The organism is Ensifer sp. Root278 (assembly GCF_001429285.1).
Lineage (GTDB): Bacteria > Pseudomonadota > Alphaproteobacteria > Rhizobiales > Rhizobiaceae > Ensifer.
This window is the reverse complement of record NZ_LMJJ01000042.1, coordinates 195,619-214,494: the sequence shown is the minus strand read 5'-3', so window position 1 is coordinate 214,494 and position 18,876 is coordinate 195,619. Positions and strand designations below refer to the sequence as shown.

18 protein-coding genes are annotated in these 18,876 nt (G+C 62.8%); 1 reads left to right on the top strand and 17 read right to left on the bottom strand.

Annotation, left to right across the window (positions count from 1 at the left end):
* Positions 1-109: 109 nt before the first annotated feature.
* The 17 genes from lpdA to sdhC all read right to left on the bottom strand — a co-directional run bounded on the left by lpdA (position 110) and on the right by sdhC (position 17,733).
* Positions 110-1,516: a dihydrolipoyl dehydrogenase gene (gene lpdA / locus ASE60_RS28800; RefSeq protein WP_057255009.1), complete on the bottom strand. Its 1,407-nt coding sequence runs from the start codon at positions 1,514-1,516 to the stop codon at positions 110-112.
* 24 nt (positions 1,517-1,540) lie between these two features.
* Positions 1,541-2,293 carry an SDR family oxidoreductase gene (locus tag ASE60_RS28795; RefSeq protein WP_057255101.1) on the bottom strand — a complete coding sequence of 251 codons (753 nt, stop codon included), beginning with the start codon at positions 2,291-2,293 and terminating at the stop codon, positions 1,541-1,543.
* Positions 2,290-2,790: a hypothetical protein gene (locus ASE60_RS28790; RefSeq protein ID WP_057255100.1), complete on the bottom strand. Its 501-nt coding sequence runs from the start codon at positions 2,788-2,790 to the stop codon at positions 2,290-2,292. Before ASE60_RS28790 ends, ASE60_RS28795 begins: the two co-directional genes overlap by 4 nt.
* Positions 2,791-2,792: 2 nt before the next feature.
* Positions 2,793-3,434 (bottom strand): LysE family translocator, encoded by a 642-nt coding sequence (locus tag ASE60_RS28785; RefSeq protein ID WP_057255008.1) that lies wholly within the window; start codon positions 3,432-3,434, stop codon positions 2,793-2,795.
* Positions 3,431-3,856, bottom strand: coding sequence for a VOC family protein (locus ASE60_RS28780; RefSeq protein WP_057255007.1), 426 nt, complete (start codon positions 3,854-3,856; stop codon positions 3,431-3,433). Before ASE60_RS28780 ends, ASE60_RS28785 begins: the two co-directional genes overlap by 4 nt.
* Positions 3,857-3,870: 14 nt before the next feature.
* Positions 3,871-4,260, bottom strand: coding sequence for an MAPEG family protein (locus ASE60_RS28775; protein WP_057255006.1), 390 nt, complete (start codon positions 4,258-4,260; stop codon positions 3,871-3,873).
* Positions 4,261-4,324: 64 nt separating this feature from the next.
* Positions 4,325-5,557, bottom strand: coding sequence for a 2-oxoglutarate dehydrogenase complex dihydrolipoyllysine-residue succinyltransferase (odhB, locus tag ASE60_RS28770; protein WP_057255005.1), 1,233 nt, complete (start codon positions 5,555-5,557; stop codon positions 4,325-4,327).
* 56 nt (positions 5,558-5,613) lie between these two features.
* Positions 5,614-8,610 (bottom strand): 2-oxoglutarate dehydrogenase E1 component, encoded by a 2,997-nt coding sequence (locus tag ASE60_RS28765; RefSeq protein ID WP_057255004.1) that lies wholly within the window; start codon positions 8,608-8,610, stop codon positions 5,614-5,616.
* A 241-nt stretch (positions 8,611-8,851) separates the two neighbouring features.
* Positions 8,852-9,754 carry a succinate--CoA ligase subunit alpha gene (gene sucD / locus ASE60_RS28760; RefSeq protein ID WP_057255003.1) on the bottom strand — a complete coding sequence of 301 codons (903 nt, stop codon included), beginning with the start codon at positions 9,752-9,754 and terminating at the stop codon, positions 8,852-8,854.
* A 17-nt stretch (positions 9,755-9,771) separates the two neighbouring features.
* Complete coding sequence (sucC, locus tag ASE60_RS28755; protein WP_057255002.1) at positions 9,772-10,965, bottom strand: ADP-forming succinate--CoA ligase subunit beta; 1,194 nt, start codon at positions 10,963-10,965, stop codon at positions 9,772-9,774.
* Positions 10,966-11,078: 113 nt separating this feature from the next.
* Positions 11,079-12,044: a malate dehydrogenase gene (gene mdh, locus ASE60_RS28750; protein ID WP_057255001.1), complete on the bottom strand. Its 966-nt coding sequence runs from the start codon at positions 12,042-12,044 to the stop codon at positions 11,079-11,081.
* A 183-nt stretch (positions 12,045-12,227) separates the two neighbouring features.
* On the bottom strand, positions 12,228-13,382 hold the full coding sequence (gene zapE / locus ASE60_RS28745; protein WP_057255000.1) for a cell division protein ZapE: 1,155 nt from the start codon (positions 13,380-13,382) through the stop codon (positions 12,228-12,230).
* A 59-nt stretch (positions 13,383-13,441) separates the two neighbouring features.
* Complete coding sequence (locus tag ASE60_RS28740; RefSeq protein ID WP_057254999.1) at positions 13,442-13,990, bottom strand: protease inhibitor Inh/omp19 family protein; 549 nt, start codon at positions 13,988-13,990, stop codon at positions 13,442-13,444.
* Between the two features lie 304 nt (positions 13,991-14,294).
* Positions 14,295-15,074 (bottom strand): succinate dehydrogenase iron-sulfur subunit, encoded by a 780-nt coding sequence (locus ASE60_RS28735; RefSeq protein ID WP_057254998.1) that lies wholly within the window; start codon positions 15,072-15,074, stop codon positions 14,295-14,297.
* Positions 15,075-15,092: 18 nt separating this feature from the next.
* Positions 15,093-16,934, bottom strand: coding sequence for a succinate dehydrogenase flavoprotein subunit (gene sdhA, locus ASE60_RS28730; RefSeq protein ID WP_057254997.1), 1,842 nt, complete (start codon positions 16,932-16,934; stop codon positions 15,093-15,095).
* Between the two features lie 7 nt (positions 16,935-16,941).
* Positions 16,942-17,322 carry a succinate dehydrogenase, hydrophobic membrane anchor protein gene (gene sdhD, locus ASE60_RS28725; RefSeq protein ID WP_057254996.1) on the bottom strand — a complete coding sequence of 127 codons (381 nt, stop codon included), beginning with the start codon at positions 17,320-17,322 and terminating at the stop codon, positions 16,942-16,944.
* An 18-nt stretch (positions 17,323-17,340) separates the two neighbouring features.
* The gene (gene sdhC, locus ASE60_RS28720; protein WP_034802580.1) at positions 17,341-17,733 is read right to left on the bottom strand and encodes a succinate dehydrogenase, cytochrome b556 subunit; all 393 of its coding nucleotides are present in this window, start codon (positions 17,731-17,733) and stop codon (positions 17,341-17,343) included.
* Between the two features lie 305 nt (positions 17,734-18,038).
* Between sdhC and ASE60_RS28715 the strand changes: the two genes are divergently transcribed.
* Positions 18,039-18,872 (top strand): hypothetical protein, encoded by an 834-nt coding sequence (locus ASE60_RS28715; RefSeq protein ID WP_057254995.1) that lies wholly within the window; start codon positions 18,039-18,041, stop codon positions 18,870-18,872.
* The last annotated feature ends 4 nt before the right edge of the window (positions 18,873-18,876 follow it).

Below are 18,876 nucleotides of genomic sequence, written 5' to 3'. Positions count from 1 at the left end.
CAGCGAACGCTGACGCGGCACTGGCGAAAGCACCGCAACAACAGCCGGCATGTTGAAAGCGCGCGGCTGGAACAAGGGGGCCGCTTGCTGCAGCCCCCTCGCTGGATCATTACATGTGAATCGGCTTGAAGAAGGTCGAAAGAGCCGCTTCCTTGACCGCTTCCGACATGGTCGGATGCGCATGGCAGGTGCGGCCGAGGTCTTCCGACGAACCGCCGAATTCCATCAGCACGGCGATTTCGTGGATCATCTCGCCGGCGCCGAAGCCGACGATGTGGCCGCCGAGAACCCGGTCGGTTTCCTTGTCGGCGAGAATCTTCACGAAGCCGTCGGTGGCAAGCATGGCGCGCGCGCGGCCATTGGCTGTGAAGGGGAACTTGCCGATCTTGTAGGCGACGCCTGCAGCCTTCAGCTCTTCCTCGGTCTTGCCGACGGAGGCGACTTCCGGCTGGGTGTAGACGACGCTCGGGATGACGTCATAGTTCACGTGGCCGGCCTGTCCGGCGAGGATCTCGGCAACGGCGACGCCTTCGTCTTCCGCCTTGTGGGCGAGCATCGGGCCGCGCACGACGTCACCGATCGCGTAGATGCCGGTAACGCTCGTCTGGTAGTGATGGTCGATCTCGACACGACCGCGCTGGTCCATGACGACGCCGGCCTTATCGAGGCCAAGACCATCGGTGTAAGGCTTGCGGCCGGTGGCAATCAGCACCACGTCGGCATCGAGCGTCACGGCGTCGCCGCCCTTGACCGGCTCGAAGGTCACCTTGGCGCCCTTGCCGTCCTTGACGACGCCGGTCACCTTGGCGCCCAGCTTGAAGTCCATGCCCTGCTTCGCGAGCATGCGCTGGAACTGCTTGGCAACTTCGCCGTCCATGCCGCCGAGGATGGTATCGAGATATTCGACAACCGTAACCTTGGCGCCGAGGCGCGCCCAGACCGAGCCGAGCTCGAGGCCGATGACGCCGCCGCCGACGACGATCATGTTGGCCGGGACCTTTTCGAGCGCGATGCCGCCGGTCGAGGAGATGATCACCTTCTCGTCGATATCGACCTGAACGCCCGGAATGCCGGCGACGTCGGAGCCGGTGGCGATCACGATGTTCTTGGTTTCGAGGATCTGCTCCTCGCCCTTGTCGTTGGTGACCGAAACCTTGCCCTGACCGAGAACCTTGCCGGTGCCCTGGATGCCGTCGATCTTGTTCTTCTTGAACAGGAACGAGACGCCCTCGACGTTGGACTTAACGGTCGCGTCCTTGTGGGCCAACATCTTTTCGAGGTTCAGCTTCGGTGCTGCGACTTCGACGCCAAGCGCGTCGACGCCATGGGCGACCTGATGGAACACCTCCGAAGCATGCAGTAGCGCCTTCGACGGGATGCAGCCGATGTTGAGGCAGGTGCCGCCATAGGTGGCGCGCTTCTCGACGACGGCCACCTTCAGGCCGAGCTGAGCCGCCTTGATGGCGCAGACATAGCCGCCGGGGCCGCTGCCGATAACGATGAGATCATAAGCCATTAGAATATCCTTCCTTCAGGGCGGTTACCGCCCGCCGCTGACATTGAGAATTGCCCCCGTCACATAAGTCGCCTTGTCTGACAGGAGGTAGAGAACCGCGTCAGCGACTTCCTCGGCGGTGCCGGGTCGCTGAACGGGAATGGTGGGAGCAAGATCGCGCGCCCGGTCCGGCAGGCCGCCGGAGGCATGGATCTCGGTATCGATGACGCCGGGACGGATCGCATTGACGCGAATGCCCTCGGTCGCAACCTCGCGCGCAAGGCCGATGGTGAAGGTGTCGATCGCACCCTTCGAGGCGGCGTAGTCGACATATTGCGCCGGCGAGCCGAGCACGGCTGCGGCCGAGGAGATGTTGACGATGGCGCCACCCTTGCCGCCGTAGCGCGTCGACATGCGCCGAACCGCTTCCGCCGCGCAGCGAATGGAGCCGGTGACGTTAATGCGGAACATCCGCTCCAGCCGCTCGACCGACATCTCGTCGATCCGCGCGGTCGGCCCAACGATGCCGGCATTGTTGACGAGGCCATCCAGCCGGCCGAAGGCCGCATCGACGGCAGCGAACATCGCCTGGATATCCGCCTCCGAGCCGACATCGCCCTGAACCGCAATCGCCGAGCCGCCGGCCGCTTCGATCGCGCCGACAACCGCATCTGCCGCATCACGGTTCGTCGCGTAGTTGACTGCGACACGCCAGCCGGCTTTCGCCGCGGCGACACAAACCGCCGCGCCGATACCGCGGCTACCGCCTGTCACGAGAAGAACGGGGCCTGCGCTCATGCGGCGCATCCCTTGAGGGTGAAAGAATCCCAGCTGTCGGCCTCGGCCTTGCCCTTGCCCCAGGCGCTCGATGCTCTGAGGGAAGGCCCGAAATCGGGAAGCAGCAACTGCTCGGCCGCCTGTTCGGCTTCACCAGGGATCTCGCTGATCGCACCGGCCTTGTCGAGCGCATAGACGACGCCCTGCCATACCGTGCAGGCGCGCAGTTCCTCGCCGGTCGCGTCACCCTCCGGGCAATTGTGCATGATCAGCCCCGTGGCGCGTTCCGGCTCTCCCGCCGGCATCACGACGCCGTCGAGCAGAAGCCCGGGTTTGAGCACCGCCACCTTGAAGTGGTTGCTGGTCGCCGCACTTGCCGAGCCGACCGGCTCGAAGCGCAGCTCATAGCCGCCGTCACGATCGGCGTAGATCGCGTGCGACTGCTTGCAATCGGCAGCGGCAGCCGGCGCTGCAAGCGCGGTGCAGAACAGCATCAAGATGAAGCGACCGGAGATCATGATCACGCTGCCTTCTCCGTCGCGAGCCTGAGACCAAGCGCAATGAAGACCACGCCGCTGGCGCGGTCGATCCACTTGCTGGCGCGGGTGAAGGCGGCGCGCATCCGCGGCGTCGTCATGAACAGGCTGACGCCGACGAACCAGAGGATCAGGCAGGTGGCCATGACCAGCCCATAGCCGAACTTGACGAGGATCGGCGTGTGGGCGCTGACGACGGTCGAGAAGATCGACAGGAAGAAGAATACCGGCTTCGGATTGAGCGCATTGGCGGCAAAGCCGAGGCCGAAAGCCTTGGCGGTCGACTGGCCCTTGGCCGGCTCATTGCCTTCCGCGCGCTCGACCTTGATCTCCGTCTGGCCGGCACGGAGCGCCTTGATGCCGATATAGATCAGGTAAGCGACGCCGCACCATTTGACGATGTTGAAGAGGTAGATCGACTGCGAAATGATCAGCCCCAGACCGAGGATCGTGTAAGTCACATGGAACATCAGCGAGGTGCCGATGCCGAAGGACGTGATGATGGCCGGGCGCCGGCCATGCACGATCGACTGGCGCATGACCATGGCCAGATCGGCGCCGGGAGAGACGATCGCAAAGGCGAAGATCGCCATCAGCGATGCGAGTTCTAGGAGATATTGGCTCATGGTTGTGCGACCGGTGCGTTGAAGGCCCAGACGTGGCCGAAGGGATCCTGGATGCGCGCGTAACGTGCGTGCCAGAAGGTATCCTGCGGCTCCAGAACTGTCGATGCCCCGGCGGCGATCGCCCGGTCATAGGCTGCATCGACGTCGGCGGCATCAGGCAGATTGATGTTGATGGCGACGCTCGCACCACCGACCGTCTTCGGCGAAAGAACGTTCGAGCCGAATTCGGGAAATTCGTCGTGCAGCATGATCTCGCCGCCGAAGAGCGCGAGATTGGAATGCATCACGCGCTTGCGATCCTCCGCCAGCTGGCAAAAGGTGTGTTGGGCACCAAAGGCCTTCTCGTAAAAGGCGATCGCCGCGATGCCGTCCTTGACGCAGAGATGCACCTGGATCGGCGGAACGTTTGGTTCGGATGCCATGCGAGTTCCTCCGTTCAGATCAGAATACCCGCAATCATCAGCAGGAGCCCGACCGCCGAAACGGTCCAGACGGCGGAGCGAACCAATCCGAGGCCGCCAATATAAATCGGCAGGTAGGCGGCTCTTGCCCAGAACCAGATCCCCACGCCCCATTGGGTGAGCGGTCCGCTCCGTCCGGAGAATTCTATCACGACCGCAAGGGCGATGAAGACCGGATAGGTCTCGTGAAAATTGCGCAGCGCCCGTCCCGCCCGCCCGGTAAAGACATTGGGCTCCGGCACGACGTCGCGATTGGTATCAGCTTCGATGACGCCGTGCTGCAGGCGATAGGCGCCCGCCTGCGCCATCATATAGGCGAAGGCGAGAACGGCACTCCAGAGCAGGTAGGTCAGTTCGAACGACATCGATGCGATCCGGAGAAGCGCGGCGCAGAAAGAAGCGGGGGCTGCAATCGCCCCCGCCCAACTCTTAGAGATCGAGAACCAGACGCTCCGGATCCTCGAGGCTTTCCTTGACGCGGACGAGGAAGGTCACGGCTTCCTTGCCGTCGACGATGCGGTGATCGTACGAGAGCGCGAGGTACATCATCGGGCGGATGACGACCTGGCCGCCGATGGCGACCGGACGGTCCTGGATCTTGTGCATGCCGAGAATGCCCGACTGCGGCGCGTTGAGGATCGGCGAGGACATCAGCGAACCGTAGACGCCGCCGTTGGAGATGGTGAAGGTACCGCCCTGCATGTCGGCCATCGACAGCGCGCCATCACGCGCAGCCTTGCCGAGACGGCCGATGTCCTTCTCGATCTCGGCGATCGACATCTGGTCGGCATCGCGCACGATCGGAACGACAAGGCCCTTGTCGGTGCCGACGGCGACGCCGATGTGGCAGTAGTTCTTGTAGATGATGTCGGTGCCGTCGATCTCGGCGTTAACAGCCGGGATTTCCTTCAGCGCGTGGGTCACGGCCTTGGTGAAAAAGCCCATGAAGCCGAGCTTCACGCCATGCTTCTTCTCGAAGATGTCCTTGTACTTGTTGCGCAGCGACATGACGGCGCTCATGTCCACCTCGTTGTAGGTGGTGAGCATGGCGGCGGTGTTCTGCGCATCCTTGAGGCGCTTGGCGATCGTCTGGCGCAGGCGGGTCATCTTGACGCGCTCTTCGCGCACGACATCTTCTGCCGTCGACGGCGCACGGGCCTGGACCTTTGCGGGCTCTGCGACAGCAGGGGTCGAGATGCCCTTGGCGACGGCTGCAAGCACGTCACCCTTCAGCACCTGGCCACGCTTGCCGGAGCCATCGAGCTGATCGGCCGACAGGTTGTTTTCGGCGAGCAGCTTCGCGGCAGCCGGTGCCGGCGGCATCGACGAGGCAGCGGGTGCTGCAGCGGCAGCCGGGGCAGCCGGAGCGGCAGCGGCCGGCTCGGCCTTCTTTTCGGCAGCAGCCGCCGGAGCGGCAGCAGCAGCGCCGGCAGCGATCTGGCCGAGCAGCGCGCCGAGACCGACGGTCTCGCCGGCCTGCGCAACGATTTCGGAAAGCGTGCCAGCGGCTGGCGCCGGCACTTCGATCGTCACCTTGTCGGTTTCGAGTTCGAGCAGGGGCTCATCGGCCTTGATGGCATCGCCGACCTTCTTGAACCAGGTGCCGACGGTCGCTTCGCTGACGGATTCGCCGAGGGTGGGAACGCGGATTTCTGTTGCCATGATTTTTGTTCCGTTGATCAGATATCTGTTTCTATTGGCTCAGAGCGTGGGGAGCGTCAGCCCCCCAGCGCGTCCTCGAGGAAGGCGGCAAGCTGCGCCTGGTGCTTCGACATCAGGCCCGTTGCCGGCGAGGCGGCAGCCGGACGGCCGGTGTAGCGCACGCGCTGATACTTGGCGTCGATATGGGCGAGAACCCATTCGAGATAGGGGTCGATGAACGACCAGGCGCCCATGTTCTTCGGCTCTTCCTGGCACCAGACCATCTCCGCGTTGCGGAAGCGGCTGAGCTCGTTGATCAGCGCCTTGGCCGGGAACGGATAGAGCTGTTCGACGCGCAGCAGGTAGACGTCGTCGATGCCGCGCTTCTCGCGCTCTTCGAGCAGGTCGTAGTAGACCTTGCCCGAGCAGAGCACGACGCGACGGATCTTCGAGTCCTTCTGCAGCTTGATCGGACCATCCTTGATCACCTCGGCATCGTCCCACAGCAGGCGGTGGAACGAGCTCTCGCCGGCCATTTCCGACAGACTCGAAACCGCCCGCTTGTGGCGCAGCAGCGACTTCGGCGTCATCAGGACCAGCGGCTTGCGGAAGTCGCGCTTCACCTGCCGGCGCAGGATGTGGAAGTAGTTCGCCGGCGTCGTGACGTTGGCGACCTGCATGTTGTCTTCGGCGCAGAGCTGCAGGAAGCGTTCGAGGCGGGCGGACGAGTGCTCCGGACCCTGGCCCTCATAACCGTGCGGCAGCAGGCAGACGAGACCAGACATGCGCAGCCACTTGCGTTCGCCCGACGAGATGAACTGGTCGAAGACGACCTGTGCACCGTTGGCGAAGTCGCCGAACTGGGCTTCCCAAAGCGTCAACGCGTTCGGACGGGCGAGCGAGTAACCGTATTCGAAGCCGAGGACCGCTTCTTCCGAGAGCATCGAGTTGATGACTTCGTAGCGGGCCTGGGTCGGCGACAGGTTCGCAAGCGGAATGTAGCGCTCTTCGCTCTGCTGATCGTAGAGCACGGAATGACGCTGCGAGAAGGTGCCGCGTTCGCAATCCTGGCCCGAAAGGCGGATCTTGGTGCCTTCGGTGACGAGCGTGCCGAAGGCGAGTGCCTCGGCCATCGCCCAGTCGACGCCTTCGCCGGTCTGGATCATCTGAGCGCGGTTTTCCATGAAGCGCTGGATCGTGCGGTGTGCATTGAAACCGGCCGGGATCTCCGAGATCTTGCGACCGACTTCCTTGAGCTGCTTCATCGGCACCGAGGTCTTGCCGCGGCGCTGTTCGTCCTGGTTGTCGGCCGAGCGCAAGCCCGACCAGACACCATCCAGCCAGTCGGCCTTGTTGGGCTTGTAGGACTGGCCAGCCTCGAACTCCTGCTCGAGGTGAGCGCGCCAGTCGGCCTTCATCTTCTCGACTTCGCCTTCCGACATCAGGCCCTCGGCGACCAGACGGTCGGAGTAGAGCTGGACGACGGTCTTGTGGGCGCGGATGACCTTGTACATCTTCGGCTGCGTGAACGCAGGCTCGTCGCCTTCGTTGTGGCCGAAGCGGCGGTAGCAGAACATGTCGATGACGACAGGCTTGTGGAACTTCATCCGGAATTCGGTGGCGATCTTGGCCGCGTAGACAACCGCTTCCGGATCGTCGCCGTTAACGTGGAAGATCGGCGCCTCGATCATCTTGGCGACGTCGGACGGATAGGGCGACGAACGCGAGAAGGCCGGATTGGTGGTGAAGCCAATCTGGTTGTTGATGATGAAATGGACGGTACCGGCAACGCGGTGGCCGCGCAGGCCGGAAAGGCCGAGGATTTCAGCAATCACGCCCTGGCCGGCAAAGGCGGCGTCGCCATGCAGCAAGAGCGGCATGACCTTCGAGCGTTCGCGCAACGGAATGATGTCGCCTTCAAACACGGTCGCCATCTGGTCCTGCTTGGCACGGGCCTTGCCCATGACGACAGGGTTGACGATTTCGAGGTGCGAGGGGTTCGCCGTCAGCGACAGGTGAACCTTGTTGCCATCGAATTCGCGGTCCGAGGAAGCGCCGAGGTGGTACTTCACGTCGCCCGAACCTTCGACGTCGTCAGGCGCGTAGGAGCCGCCCTTGAACTCGTGGAAGATGGCGCGATGCGGCTTGGCCATCACCTGAGACAGCACGTTCAAGCGGCCGCGGTGGGCCATGCCGAGCACGATTTCCTTGAGGCCTTCCTGGCCGCCGCGCTTGATGATCTGCTCGAGTGCCGGGATCAGCGATTCGCCACCGTCGAGACCAAAGCGCTTGGTGCCCTTGTACTTGACGTCGATGAACTGCTCGAAGCCTTCCGACTCGATCAGCTTCTGGAGGATCGCCTTCTTGCCCTCGGGCGTGAACTCGACGCCCTTGTCCGGTCCTTCGATGCGCTCCTGGATCCAGGCCTTCTCTTCCGGGTTGGACATGTGCATGAATTCGACGCCGATCGTCGAGCAGTAGGTGCGCTCGAGGATTTCGACCATTTCGCGAATGCTCGCGTATTCGAGGCCGAGCACGTTGTCGATGAAGATCTTGCGGTCGAGATCCTTCTCCTCAAACCCGTAGTTCGAGGGCGAAAGCTCGTTGTAGTCCTCGACCGGGGCAGCAAGGCCGAGCGGATCGAGCTTGGCATGCAGGTGGCCACGGGCACGATAGGCGCGGATCATCATGATGGCGCGGACGGAATCGCGCGTCGCCTGAAGGATATCTGCCTCGCTCACGGCAGTGCCGGTGGCGACGGCGGCTTCCTCAGCCTTCGCCTTGACCTTCTTCTCGATGACCTTTTCGACCGTGCCCCAATCGCCGTCGAGCGCAGAGACGAGTTCGCCATTGGCCGCGATCGGCCAGTTGTTCTTTTTCCAGGAGGCGCCCTTGGCTGCCTTCACCACATCTTCCGGCCGGTCGGCGAGCGCCTTGAAGAAGGCCTGCCATTCGGCCGAGACGGACGCCGGGTCCGTTTCATAGCGTGCTTGGAGCTGCTCGATATAGGCGGCGTTGGCGCCGTCCAGAAACGAAGTGAGCTGGAATTGCTCGTTGGCCTCTTGCCTTGTCATGGTCTCACGCGGACTGTTCTGTCCGCCTCCTGACTGAAGTTGGGTTGCCGGGTATCCCGGTCGTTCATGTTCGTTCGGCGCGTTGGCGCCTGGTGTTCCTACGGCGCCGCGCATCGAAAGGACGCGCCGGGATCCGTGGCACTAAGGTTGCCGCGCATCCTGATCTTCAATCAGCCAAGGAAACACGCGGCAGGCACGCTGTCCGGACCGGAATGGTCCGGCCCGGACAGAAGTCTTGAGATCAGCCCTTGAGGACTTCGACCAGCGTCTTGCCGAGACGGGCCGGCGACGGCGACACGCGGATGCCTGCCTGCTCCATCGCAGCGATCTTGGATTCCGCATCGCCCTTGCCGCCGGAAACGACGGCGCCGGCGTGACCCATGGTGCGGCCCTTCGGCGCGGTACGGCCCGCGATGAAGCCGGCCATCGGCTTCTTGCGGCCCTTCTTGGCTTCGTCGATGAGGAACTGCGCCGCATCCTCTTCGGCCGAGCCGCCGATCTCGCCGATCATGATGATCGAGGTCGTGGCTTCGTCCGCCAGGAACATCTCCAGCACGTCGATGAACTCGGTGCCCTTGACCGGGTCGCCGCCGATGCCGACGGCCGTCGTCTGGCCGAGGCCTTCGTTGGAGGTCTGGAACACGGCTTCATAGGTCAACGTACCGGAGCGCGAAACGATGCCGACCGAACCCTTGCGGAACATCGAGCCCGGCATGATGCCGATCTTGCATTCTTCCGGCGTCAGGATACCGGGGCAGTTCGGGCCGAGCAGGCGCGACTTGGAGCGGTCGAGACGAGCCTTGACGCGCACCATGTCGGCAACCGGGATGCCTTCGGTAATGCAGGTGATGAACGGGATTTCCGCATCGATCGCCTCGATGATCGCGTCCGCGGCGCCTGCCGGCGGAACATAGATCACGGATGCGTCCGCACCGGTCTTTTCACGGCCTTCGGCAACCGACGCGAAGATCGGCAGGGTTTCGCCCTTGGAGCCGGTCCAGGTTTCGCCGCCCTTCTTCGGGTGAATGCCGCCGACCATCTGCGTGCCGTAATAGGCAAGCGCCTGTTCGGTATGGAAGGTGCCGGTCTTGCCGGTCAGGCCCTGAACGAGGACCTTGGTGTTCTTATTGACGAGAATCGACATGAGGTCTGGTCCTTCAGTTAGCCGTTGATCGCGGCGACGATCTTCTTGGCAGCGTCATCCAGATCGTCGGCGGCGGTGATCGCCAGGCCGGATTCGTTCAGGATCTTCTTGCCAAGCTCGACATTCGTGCCTTCGAGACGAACGACCAGCGGAACCTTGAGGCCGACTTCCTGCACGGCCGCAACGACACCTTCAGCGATGACATCGCACTTCATGATGCCGCCGAAGATGTTGACGAGGATACCCTCGACCTTCGGGTCGGCGGTGATGATCTTGAAGGCTGCCGCAACCTTCTCCTTGCCGGCGCCGCCGCCGACGTCACAGAAGTTCGCCGGCTCCTTGCCGTAGAGCTTGATGATGTCCATCGTCGCCATCGCAAGGCCGGCGCCGTTGACCATGCAGCCGATGTTGCCGTCGAGCGCGACATAGGCGAGGTCCCACTTGGAGGCCTCGATTTCCTTGGCGTCTTCTTCGGTTTCGTCGCGCAGTGCCTTGATGTCGTCGTGGCGGAAGAGCGCGTTGCCGTCGAACGAGACCTTGGCGTCGAGAACGCGCACGCGGCCGTTCTTCATGACGATCAGCGGGTTGATCTCGAGCAGGCTCATGTCCTTCTCGACAAAGGCCTTGTAGAGGATCGGGAAGAGCTTTTCGGCATCAGCCTTGGCTTCGCCTTCGAGCTTCAGGGCCGAGGTGAGCTTGGCGAGATCAGCGGCGGTAACGCCGGCTTCCGGGTTGATCGCGACGTTGACGATCTTTTCCGGCGTGTCGTGCGCAACAGCCTCGATGTCCATGCCGCCTTCGGTCGAAACGACGAAGGCAACCTGGCCGACCGAGCGGTCGACGAGCAGCGACAGATAGAGTTCGCGGTCGATGTCGGCGCCATCCTCGATATAGAGGCGGTTCACCTGCTTGCCGGCAGGGCCGGTCTGCGCAGTGACGAGCGTGTTGCCGAGCATGTCCTTGGCATGAGCCTTGGCTTCATCGATCGAGAAGGCAAGACGAACGCCGCCCTTGGCGTCGGCGGAAAGTTCCTTGAACTTGCCCTTGCCGCGGCCGCCAGCATGGATCTGGCTCTTGACCACGTAGAGCGGGCCCGGGAGCTTCTTGGCAGCGGCTTCTGCCTCTTCTGCGGAGAAGATCGCGACACCTTCCGCGACCGGCGCGCCATAGCTCTTCAGGAGAGCCTTGGCCTGATATTCATGAATGTTCATGGTGTTTTTCCTGTCTGGAGCATTCTGCAGACAGGTGAAACACCTGCCGTCGCACAAATGCGGCAAAAACAAAGAGGTTGAGCGGATGCCAGCATCCGCTCAACGGGACGCGATTACTGCTTCAGGCTCGGCGCAATGCCGATGCAGGCTTCGCAAAGGCCAGCGACCGAAGCGACCGACTTGTCGAACGCTTCCTTCTCGGCCTTGTTGAGATCGATCTCGATGATGCGCTCGACGCCGCCGGCGCCGATGACCGTCGGAACGCCGACATACATGTCCTTGACGCCGTACTGGCCGGTCAGATGCGCGGCGCAGGGCAGCACGCGCTTCTTGTCCTTGAGGTAGGCTTCCGCCATCTCGATCGCCGAAGCGGCCGGAGCGTAGTAGGCCGAGCCGGTCTTGAGCAGGCCGACGATTTCAGCGCCGCCGTCACGGGTGCGCTGGACGATTTCTTCGAGGCGCTCCTTGGTGAGCCAGCCCATCTGCACGAGGTCGGTCAGCGGGATGCCGGCAACGGTCGAGTAGCGGGCGAGCGGCACCATGGTGTCGCCGTGGCCGCCGAGAACGAAGGCGGTGACGTCCTGGACCGAAACGTTGAATTCCTGGGAAAGGAACAGGCGGAAGCGCGCGCTGTCGAGAACGCCGGCCATGCCGACGACCTTGTTCTTCGGCAGGCCCGAGAACTTCTGCAGCGCCCAGACCATGGCGTCGAGCGGGTTAGTGATGCAGATGACGAAGGCGTTCGGAGCGTACTTTTTGATGCCGGCGCCGACCTGTTCCATGACCTTGAGGTTGATGCCGAGCAGATCGTCGCGGCTCATGCCGGGCTTGCGGGCAACGCCGGCGGTGACGATGCAGACATCGGCGCCTTCGATGGCGGCGTAGTCGCTGGCACCCGTCAGGTTCGCGTCGAAACCTTCGACCGGGGAGGACTGGCCGATGTCGAGACCCTTGCCCTGGGGGATGCCGTCGGCAATGTCGAAGAGGACGATGTCGCCCAGTTCCTTCAGGCCGGCGAGATGCGCCAGCGTGCCACCAATCATCCCTGAACCGATAAGTGCGATCTTGTTGCGAGCCATGAAAGTGCTTCCTTTGTGATCCCAATATGATCAAGGCCTGAAACGCGGCAAACGCCAAACCTTCGCCGAAAGCCATTAAACGGCAAATGGTAAAATATCAAACGATACTTTTGGATGAAGCAATTTCAATCGGTTAGATCATAAAAGTCTTACGTAAACGTAAGACTTTCCGTCACAACCGCGTCACGAAACGGTCCGATTGGCGGGGTGTTCGGCGGCATATTCCTCGCTTTGCATCTCGATCAGACGCGAAACCGTGCGGTCGAACTCGAAGCCTTCCGTACCCTTCTTCTGGGTCAGGAGATCCTGTGGCTCGGCCGCGGCCGACGCGAACAATCGGGCGCCATTGTCGTAGAGCGTGTCGACCAGAAGGATGAAGCGCTTGGTCTCGTTGCGCATATGGGGTCCCAGATGCGGCACGTGGTCGACGAAGATCGTCGAGTAACGCTCGAGGATTGCCAGATAATCGGCAGCACCCAGTGGCTGCTGGCAGAGATCGGCGAACGCAAAGCGGGCGCTCTGCCCGGCGGCAGCCGGCACATGGATCTTGCGGCCCTTGCGCGGCACTTCGGCCGGAGCAACAGCCTCGTTGCGGGTTTCCCGCATCCAGGCGCGCGCCATCGCCGCATCCGCCTCCGGGCCGAGCGGCGAAAGCCACACCGGACTTCCGTCCGTCTTCGTGAGGCGATAGTCGGTATCCGTGTCCAAGGAAATGACCTCGGCATTCGCCTTGAGCAGATCGATGAAGGGCAGGAACAGGCCGCGATTGAGGCCGTCACGATAGAGATCGTCAGGCGCCACGTTCGACGTCGCGATCAGCACGCAGCCCTTTGCGAAAAGCTCGCCGAAGAGCCGCCCAAGGATCATCGCGTCGGCAATATCGGTCACCGAAAACTCATCGAAGCAGAGCAGCCGGGCCTCGCCGAAAAGCTCCGAGGCGACGGGCGGGATCGGATCGGCCTGTTTCGTCTCGCCGTTCTTCAGCTTCTGGCGGTGCTTGTAGATGCGCTCGTGCACATCGGCCATGAACTCGTGGAAATGCGCCCGACGCTTGCGCTGGATCGGCACGGTATCGAAGAACAGGTCCATCAGCATGGTCTTGCCACGCCCGACGCCGCCATGGATGTAGAGACCCTTTACCGGCGGATGGTCCTTCTTGCGCGAGGCGAACAGCCAGCCGAGCGCATTGGTCTTGCGCGACGGGCGGCTGGCGAGCAGCTCTGCGGAAAGATGATCGAAACGCCGCGCAATCGTAAACTGTGCGGGGTCGCGCTTACGCTCGCCACTCGTAACGAGCGCTTCGAGCTTGCGGTAGATACTGTCGTCAGGATTGAGCACGTCTCACCCGAGAGGAGCCGGAAAACAAAAGCCCGGCGCGAGACCGGGCTGGAAAAGCGTCAGCGGCTGAGGCTGACCGGCTGGCCGCCATTGGTCGAGCCGTCGAACCGGGCGTCGGCCGTCTTGTAGAGACGGGCGATGGCGTTGCCGCTGCGGTCCTTCAGAACCACCTGCTTGCCGGCCACTTCCCAGGAGCCCATGGTCGTCAGCTCACCGGCGCAGCCACGGGTGCCGCCGCGCGAGCCGGAGCCGAGATTGGTGAGTGTCAGGAACATGTCACAGGAGGAGCCGGCGCTCGAGACGCGCCAGTTGCCAACCATCGATTCCTTGGTGACGTCGAGCCCGCCTCCTGCAGCCGCGGCGACCTGCGTGCCGGGCTGCTGAACACCGCCGCCGGCGATCGCCGTGCCGCTCGCCGGTGCAGCCGGGAATTGCGAGGTGTTGCCGCTCGGCGCCGGAAGCTGATTGGACGAAACCGAGGGAACCGGTGCGGCCTGGATGGGAGCGGGTGAAACATCCTGGGAACCGAAACCGCCCATCGATGTTCTTTGGCATCCGGTCAGCGCAAGCACAACTGCCAGCCCCGCCGCCGCATGAATAACCCGCATATCCCTACTCCTGTTCGTGTCCGCGAACCATGATGCAACGCGACAATATAGGCCGAAATACAGCAAATCCACCTGACAAATCAAGCGACGACGATTCCTTGCGACCTGTTGCAGGATTGAAACGTCCTGACAGCCCGGCTGCAAGACGCATGCTCGGCACGGTTATCGCCACATTGCCAATCACCGATCCCCTGTCGCCGCGGCACAATCACGAATTGTCGATCGCCGTTTCACCGATGACATCAAAAAGAAAACGGCGAGCCAAGGCTCGCCGTCTCCTGAACTTCGTTTCCAATCCGGCCGGTCAGACGCGGCGCTCGACCAGCATCTTCTTGATTTCGCCGATCGCCTTCGCCGGGTTCAGGCCCTTCGGACAGGCCTGGGCGCAGTTCATGATCGTGTGGCAGCGGTAGAGGCGGAAGGGGTCCTCGAGATTGTCGAGACGCTCGCCGGTCGCTTCGTCGCGGCTGTCGATCAGCCAGCGATAGGCCTGCAGCAGCACGGCCGGACCGAGGTAGCGGTCGCCGTTCCACCAATAGCTCGGACAGGAGGTCGAGCAGCAGGCGCACAGAATGCACTCGTAGAGGCCGTCGAGTTTCAGGCGGTCCTCGTGGCTCTGCTTCCATTCCTTGGCCGGCGTCGGCGACACCGTCTTCAGCCAGGGCTCGATCGAGCGGTGCTGGGCGTAGAAGTTGGTGAGGTCCGGCACAAGGTCCTTGACGACAGGCATGTGCGGCAGCGGATAAACCTTCACCGTGCCCTTCACCTCGTCCATGCCCTTGGTGCAGGCGAGCGTGTTGGTGCCGTCGATGTTCATGGCGCAGGAGCCGCAGATGCCTTCGCGGCAGGAGCGGCGCAGCGTCAGCGTCGGGTCGATCTTGTTCTTGATGTAGAGCAGACCGTCGAGCACCATCGGGCCGCAATCGTCGACATCAATGTAGAAGGTGTCGATGCGCGGATTGGCGCCGTCATCCGGGTTCCAGCGGTAGATGCGGTATTCGCGAACGTTGGTCGCGCCCTGCGGCTTCGGCCAGACCTTGCCTTCCGTCATCTGCGAGTTCTTGGGGAGAGCGAGTTCAACCATGTGGCTTATTCCTCAAGATCAGTAGACGCGCGCCTTCGGCTCGATCTTCTTGGGATCGATGCCGTCGGCAATCAGGTCGGTATGAACGGGGCGGTAGTCGAGCTTGACGTCGCCGGCTTCGTTGACCCAGGCAAGCGTGTGCTTGCGCCAGTTGACGTCGTCGCGGCCGCCGAGAGCGCCTTCGGTGAAGTCCTCGCGGGCGTGCGACCCACGGCTCTCCTTGCGCGCTTCGGCGCCGTAGATCGTCGTGATGGCGTTGGCCATGAGGTTTTCGAGTTCCAGCGTCTCGACGAGGTCGGAGTTCCAGATCATCGAGCGGTCGGTGACCTTGATATCAGGCAGCTCCTTCCAGATCGCCGAGATGCGCTTGCAGCCCGATTCCAGCGATTCCTGGGTGCGGAACACGGCCGCGTCTTCCTGCATGGCGCGCTGCATCTTTTCGCGCAGCACCGCCGTCGGCGTGCTGCCATTGGCGTTACGCAGACGGTCGAAGCGGTCCATGATCCGGTCGCAGGCGGCCTTGTTGAGCTCCGGCACCGCCTCGTTGCGGTCGATCACCTGGCCGGCGCGGATGGCAGCGGCGCGGCCGAAGACCACGAGGTCGATCAGCGAGTTGGAACCGAGACGGTTGGCACCGTGCACCGAGGCGCAGCCGGCTTCGCCGACGGCCATCAGGCCGGGCGCGATGCGCTCCGGGTTTTGGGCATCGGCGTTCAGGACTTCGCCCCAGTAGTTGGTCGGCACGCCGCCCATGTTGTAGTGCACCGTCGGCAGAACCGGGATCGGCTCGCGCGTCACATCGACGCCGGCAAAGATCTTCGCCGATTCCGAGATGCCCGGCAGGCGCTCGTGCAGGACCGCCGGATCCAGGTGGTCGAGGTGCAGGAAGATGTGGTCCTTGTTCTTGCCGACGCCGCGGCCTTCGCGGATTTCCATCGTCATGCAGCGCGATACGACGTCACGCGAGGCAAGGTCCTTGGCCGAGGGCGCGTAGCGCTCCATGAAGCGCTCGCCTTCGGAGTTGACGAGGTAACCGCCTTCGCCGCGTGCGCCTTCGGTGATCAGGCAGCCCGCGCCGTAGATGCCGGTCGGGTGGAACTGGACGAATTCCATGTCCTGCAGCGGCAGGCCGGCGCGCGCGATCATACCACCGCCGTCACCGGTGCAGGTGTGCGCAGAGGTCGCCGAGAAATAGGCGCGGCCGTAGCCGCCGGTCGCCAGCACCACCATCTTGGCGGAAAAGCGATGGATCGTACCGTCGTCGAGGTTCCAGGCGACGACGCCGGTGCAGCGGCCGTCATCCGACATGATCAGGTCGAGCGCGAAATACTCGATGAAGAACTCGGCATTGTTCTTGAGCGACTGGCCATAGAGCGTGTGCAGGATCGCGTGGCCGGTACGGTCGGCAGCAGCACAGGTGCGCTGAACCGGCGGGCCTTCGCCGTAGTTCTGCATGTGGCCGCCGAAGGGCCGCTGGTAGATCTTGCCTTCGGCATTGCGCGAGAAAGGCACGCCGTAGTGCTCGAGCTCATAGACCGCCTTCGGCGCTTCCATGGCGAGATACTGCATGGCGTCGACGTCGCCGAGCCAATCGGAACCCTTGACGGTGTCGTAGAGGTGCCACTGCCAGCTGTCCGGCGTCATGTTCTGCAGCGAGGCAGCGATGCCGCCCTGGGCGGCAACCGTGTGCGAGCGGGTCGGGAAGACCTTGGTGATGCAGGCGGTCTTCAGACCCTGCTCTGCCATGCCGAGGGTGGCACGCAGACCGGCGCCGCCGGCGCCGACGACGACGACGTCGAAGGCGTGATCGACATATTCATAGGCCTTGCCGTTTGCAGCGGGTGAACTGTTCGATGCCATGGCGAAATTACCCTGCAAAAGCGATCTTCAGGATGGCGAAGAGACAGAGCCCACCAACCGCGATCGTGAAAAATGTATTGAGCATGAGAAGGACGATCTTCGTGCCTTCGCCATGCACGTAGTCTTCGATGATCACCTGCATGCCGAGCCGCATGTGGATGAGGCCCGAGAGCACGACAAGAGCCATGACGACGGCGACGAAGGGGTTCGCAAGCGCGGCGACGACGTCCGCGTGGGGCGCACCGGCGTAGCGAACGAGGAAGATGACGAAGAAGATCAACAGCGGAACGTTGGCGACCGCCGTCAGGCGCTGGCGCCAGAAGTGATCGGTGCCTTCCTTGGCCGAACCGAGGCCGCGGACCTTGCCGAGAGGTGTGCGCATATCCATGGGTGTCTTTCCTCTCAGTTAGCGGACGAGATAGCCGACAACCCAGATCAGCAGCGTCAGAGCCACCGAACCGATGATCGTCGCCTTGGCCATCTTGGTGGCGAAGTGCTTCTCGTAACCGTAGCCGAGATCCCAGGCAAAGTGGCGCAAGCCTCCGAGCATGTGGTGCACCAACGCCCAGGTATAGCCGAAGAGCACCAGCTTGCCGATCAGCGTGCCGAACAGCCAGCTGACCCAGTCGTAGTAGGCCGCACCCGACGCGGCGGCGATCAGCCACCAGGCAACGAGGATGGTGCCGAAGTAGAGCGCGCCGCCGGTGATGCGGTGCACAATGGACATGACCATCGTCGGGATCGGCTTATAGATTTGAAGATGCGGCGAGAGTGGCCGGCTTCTTGTGACATTCGTCATCGGAACCTCACGGAATGCCCGGATTTTCGCCCAAAAAACTGGACGAATTTAGTCCGGTATCGCACCTGATTGTGCGCAATTCAGTCATTCGGACCTTTAATCACCATAATGCTTAACGACAAGTGTGTTTGCGGTGCAAAATCAATTTAATCGATTAGACGAATTGCGCCATTTTCCAGCCTGCCGGAGACATGGGCATCCGTTAACGATAGCCGCAAAAAGCCAAGCAATTCCGTGACTTTCCCGCGAAAGTGGGCGAGAGTGATCTTAACCAATTGTTAAGTGTCCTCCGGAGGGCGAACAGAATGACTCTGTTCAAGGCAATCCATGCGACCAAAGTGCTAGCGCTCGCCGGCCTGGTCATCGTCACCACCTGCATCCCCTTGGAGGCCCGCGACTGGGGCGGAGCACGCGGCGTTCAGACACGAACCAACCATGTCCGCATGTATCAAGGTCGCCCCGGTCCGCGCTACGAGTTTGGCGGCATGGGCTACCGCAACGGCTGGAACCGCAATCGCATGCACCGTCGCGACTGGATGGCCAACGATGGGTTGCCGGACGTGAACACCCGCACCCGGCACGTTCGCCTTCCCCGATATCGCCCCTATCCCGGCCCCTACACCGGGCGCTGGGAGCATCGCGGCGGATGGGTTCGTGACAGGGCAGGCAACGACATCTGGACGTCCGGAGGCCGTCGCCACGATGGTCGACCACGCATCGCCAATGGACTGCCGGAAGTCGAGACACGCACGCGGCATGTTCGCCTCCCGCAGTATCGCCCATATCCCGGCCGCTATGCCGAGCACTGGGGAAGCGGCGGCGGATGGGTTCGCGACAGGGCCGGCCGCGAGATCTGGACGTCCGGTGGCCAGCGCCGCGACTATCGCCAGGGCTACTATGGCGGCGATGAATATCCAGACACCATCCCGGGCATCGGCACCTATGTCGGCGGCATTTCCGCCTATGTGGATCTCGGCAACGGCATCTATTTCAACCAGGAAGGCGACTATGGCTATGCCGACGACGGGCAGTCCGAATCGCCGCCGCAGACCAGACGCGGCAAGATCATCAATGTCACGCCGCAGACGATGAACGGCTCCTGCGCCTATGAACACGGCGTCTGCGTGATCCGGCGTTAGTCAC